Annotated in this window: 1 protein-coding gene; it reads left to right on the top strand. The window is 68.2% G+C overall.

Features of this window, described 5'->3' with window-relative positions:
- A partial coding sequence (gene tnpC, locus ACOVRJ_RS16710) for an IS66 family transposase (protein ID WP_422044966.1) occupies positions 1 to 848 on the top strand: 848 nt, incomplete at its 5' end.
- Positions 849 to 1047 lie beyond the last annotated feature (199 nt).

Raw genomic sequence — 1047 nt, 5'->3', positions numbered from 1 at the left:
TGCAGCCGCTCGCTGATCGCTTGCGCGAGAGGTTGCGCGAGCAAGCCTGCCTGCATGCCGATGAGACGCCGGTCGACACGCTCGATCCGGGTAGCGGCAAGACCCAGCAGAGTTATCTGTTCGCCTACCGCAGCACGGCCGGACCGCCGATCGTGGTGTTCGACTACGCCGATAGCCGCAGCGGAAAGCACGCACGCGAGTTCCTCGGGGACTGGCGCGGTGCGCTCATGGTCGACGACTACGCCGGTTACAAGGCGCTGTTCCGCGAGGGCGTCACCGAGCTCGCCTGCTGGGTGCATGTGCGCCGCAAATTCGTCGAGGTCGCCCAGGCCAGCGGCAGCCCGCTGGCGCAGGAGGCCGTCGAGCGCATCGGCGCGCTGTATCGCATCGAAGCCGAGGCCAAGGACCAAGGACTCCACGGCGAGGCGCTGCGCGCCTATCGCCAGCAGCAGGCCGCGCCGCGGCTGACCGAACTGCACGACTGGCTGCAGGCGCTGGGCCTCAAGGCACTGAAGAACAGCGGCCTTGCCAAGGCCGTGAATCACGCACTCAGCCGCTGGCCCGCGCTGCTGCGCTACCTCGACGACGGCGGTCGACCGATCGACAACAACCCGATCGAAAACGCGATCCGCCCGATCACGCTCGGCCGCAAGAACTGGCTGTTCATCGGCGGCACGAAAGCCGGCCCACGCGCCGCCGCGATCATGAGCCTGCTCGCCACCGCCAAGGCCAACGGCCTCTGCCCGCAAGCCTGGCTGACCGACGTGCTCACCCGGCTACCGACCACGCACAATTGCGATGTCGACAGCCTGCTGCCGGTGGAGGGCTGGGGGGCGGTCACCGGCTGAGGCTCAGCACAGCGCGAGGGGTTGCGGTAGGTGTGGTGGGCGGACGCTTACGATTTCCCCGACGGAGGACCGTAAGCGTCCGGCGACGACACCTACCGCTCGACCTCGCCCTTTGTTGTGCCTCAGCCCCCAACCGCCGCCACTCAGCCCTCCACCGGCAGCAGGCTGTCGACATCGCAATTGTGCGTGGTCGGTAGCC

Origin of the sequence: Roseateles sp., assembly GCF_049240545.1 — a bacterium.
Classification (GTDB): Bacteria; Pseudomonadota; Gammaproteobacteria; order Burkholderiales; family Burkholderiaceae_C; genus Paucibacter_A.
Note: the sequence above shows the minus strand (reverse complement) of the source record. Positions and strands in the feature narration are given on the sequence as shown.